Below are 2,577 nucleotides of genomic sequence, written 5' to 3'. Positions count from 1 at the left end.
CGGCGCGCACGATCTCGGCGATGAAGGCGGCAGCGTAGATCGATAGGCCGGCCCACAGCGCCACCAGTTCCGGAACCACCTGAACGCCGCCGGCGATGTTGAAGCCCCGCAGCTCCGGCAGCTCGACGTGGTCGCTGCCGGTCAGGAAAAGTGCGACCGCCAGGGGCAGCAGCAGCAGCGCCTTCGGACCCGCCCGGGTCATGCGCCAGACGAGCGGTATGGCGAGGCACAGCAGAAACGACAAAGGCCAAAGCCAGGCCGCGAGATCGTTGGCGATGAAATCGGGCAGGTAGAGGCCGCGTATATTCAGCAGTGCGCCACCTGGCAGGACGATGCTCTGCCGCGGACCCGGCAGGGTCTGCAGAACCGAGATGTACCAGAACACGATCTGCAGCAGTTGCGGCGTGTTGCGCACCAACTCGATGAACACCAGCGCCAGGTTCCGCACCAGCCAGTTGGCGGATAGCCGCATGATGCCTACGAGCAGACCCAGCAGGGTGGCGGCGACGATGCTCAGCGCCGAGACCAGCAAGGTATTCAGCACGCAGACCAGCAGGGCGCGGGCGTATGTGTCCCCGACGCTCCAGGGGATCAGGTGGAACGGGATGTCGAAATTGGTCGGGCTGGCCAGGAAACCGAAGCTCAGACCGTCACGTCGTTGCAGGAAGTTCCCCGCGGCGTCCGACCCGATCAGCCAGACGACCAGCGCCAGCCCGCCCAGCCCGACCCATTGGGCGATCCGAGCGCGGCGGGAGGGTATCCGGACCAACGCGAGCGGTCACTTCCAACTGGGCGTCGTCATCAGTCCGCCCTTGGAATAAAGGGCGTTCATGCCCGGCGGCAGGCCCAGCCCCTTGCTGCCGAACGTGGCATCGTAGACCTCGCCATAATTGCCGATGTCCTTGGCGATCCGGTAGGCCCAACCGTCGTCGACGCCGAGAAGCTTGCCGAAACCGCCGTCCAGACCCAGGTAGCGCCGCATTTCCGGGTCCTTGGTCGACCCCTTGATCTGGTCGACGTTCTCCCGGGTCACGCCCAGGATTTCGCCTTCGACCATGGCGTAGTGAACCCATTTCACCAGCCGGGACCAACCCTGATCGCCAAGCCGGGTGAACGAGCCGAGCGGTTGCAGGCCACCGATCGTTTCAGGCAGGAACATCCAGTCGCCCGGCTTCTTCATGGTGGACCGGGCGGCGGCGACCGATCCGCCATCGTCGGTATAACCGTCGCAGCGGCCGGCATCGGCGGCGGCGAAGGCCTCCTCGGGCTTGTCGAACAGCAGCGTGTTGATCTTGATGTTGTTGATCCGGTTGTAATCGGCGATGTTGGTTTCCAGGGTCGTTCCGGTCAGCACGCAGATCGTGGCACCGTTCAGGTCCTTGGTGTGCGCGACTCCCAGGCTCCTGCGCACCATGAAGGTCTGCGCCGTGTAGAAATTGGTCGCCGGCTCATCCAGGCCCAGTTGCGTATTGCGAATGAATGTCTGTTCCGAATCCCGGAGCAGCACGTCGATCTCGCCAGATTGCAGGACCGAGAACCGCACCTTGGACGTCGTGCCGACGAATTTCACCTTGGTGGGCGATCCCAGCAGCGCGTCGGCGATCGCGCGGCAATAGGCGATGTCGAGCCCCTGCCATTCGCCCTTGGAATCCTGGTAGGCATAGCCCGGAATGCCGGTGTCGACCCCGCAGATCAACTGGTCTCGTTTTTTGATCGCCTCCATCGTCGGGCTTTTCAGCTCGGCTTGGGCGTGGGCACCCGAGGCGCCCCCTGCCGCAAAGCCCAGGGCGAGGCCTAAGGCGGCCAAAACGGCAAAGGTCCGTGACATGCTTCCCCTCCGGTTCAAGGCAAGGCGCGATGCCGCGACTGTATCGAGGTTATCCGGACGAGGTAAACGGGCCATAGCGCGATGCCGGCAAGAAACGTCCGAGGATCGTCTCCGCGAAGGTCGATGTCCCCTTGCATCGTCGTGCCCGGCAGCGGCAAATCCGTCCGGAGGCCATCTGACCCAGAGGTGCACGTGCTATCCGTCTATCGAGTCCACACGGCGCTATTCGCTCTCCTGGCTCTGTCGGCAATGGCGCACGCGGCACCGCCCCCCTCGACAGAGACGCCCGCCGCATCTGAAACGCCCGCCGCCATCTGCAAGCGGCTGAAGACCGACGACAGGCAGCGACCCATTCCGGAATCCCTGGTTCCCGCCGTCAATGCCGCATTCGGCACGCGTCTGCCCGCCCATATCGCTGTCGGCACGACCGTCTATCGCTGCGCCGACGGTCATGTCCTGGTCTGTACCGCAGGCGCGAATATACCGTGCGGCAAGGCCAACACCAGCCGTACGCCGGGACCTGGACCGCGCGACTGGTGTCGGAACAATCCCAACGCCGACTTCATTCCCGCCGTGGCCACGGGTCACGACACGATCTACGCGTGGGCTTGCAAGGACGGCCATCCGCGCATCATTCGCCAAATGGAACAGGTCGACCGGCGTGGCTTCATGTCCCGGTACTGGAAGATCGTGCGCTAAACCCGTCCCGGAGGTCCGGACATGCAAATGGGGTTGCAGGAATTTGGGAC

3 protein-coding genes are annotated in these 2,577 nt (G+C 64.2%); 1 reads left to right on the top strand and 2 read right to left on the bottom strand.

Annotation, left to right across the window (positions count from 1 at the left end; all coding sequences use genetic code 11):
* Both VHB27_RS07475 and VHB27_RS07470 read right to left on the bottom strand, forming a co-directional pair.
* Nucleotides 1–769 (bottom strand): ABC transporter permease subunit (locus VHB27_RS07475; protein ID WP_325598813.1); only part of this gene is annotated, 769 nt, incomplete at its 3' end.
* A 9-nt stretch (nucleotides 770–778) separates the two neighbouring features.
* A complete protein-coding gene (locus VHB27_RS07470) occupies nucleotides 779–1,828 on the bottom strand; it encodes an amino acid ABC transporter substrate-binding protein (RefSeq protein WP_325598811.1) in 1,050 nt (349 codons plus the stop codon).
* A gap of 249 nt (nucleotides 1,829–2,077) precedes the next feature.
* Here VHB27_RS07470 and VHB27_RS07465 point away from each other — a divergent pair, with 249 nt between their 5' ends.
* Entirely contained in the window at nucleotides 2,078–2,527 is a 450-nt protein-coding gene (locus tag VHB27_RS07465; protein ID WP_325598808.1) for a hypothetical protein, read from the top strand.
* Nucleotides 2,528–2,577 lie beyond the last annotated feature (50 nt).

The sequence above is a fragment of the Rhodopila sp. genome, from assembly GCF_035548235.1.
In the GTDB taxonomy this organism is placed as follows: Bacteria; Pseudomonadota; Alphaproteobacteria; order Acetobacterales; family Acetobacteraceae; genus Rhodopila.
The sequence above is the reverse complement of the archived record's forward strand: the minus strand, read 5'-3'. Positions and strand labels throughout refer to the sequence as shown.

What these genes read in the sequence shown, in the direction of transcription:
- VHB27_RS07470 (WP_325598811.1), bottom strand. Translation starts at nt 1,828, where the DNA reads ATGTCACGGACCTTTGCCGTTTTGGCCGCCTTAGGCCTCGCCCTGGGC.
- VHB27_RS07465 (WP_325598808.1), top strand. Translation starts at nt 2,078, where the DNA reads ATGGCGCACGCGGCACCGCCCCCCTCGACAGAGACGCCCGCCGCATCT.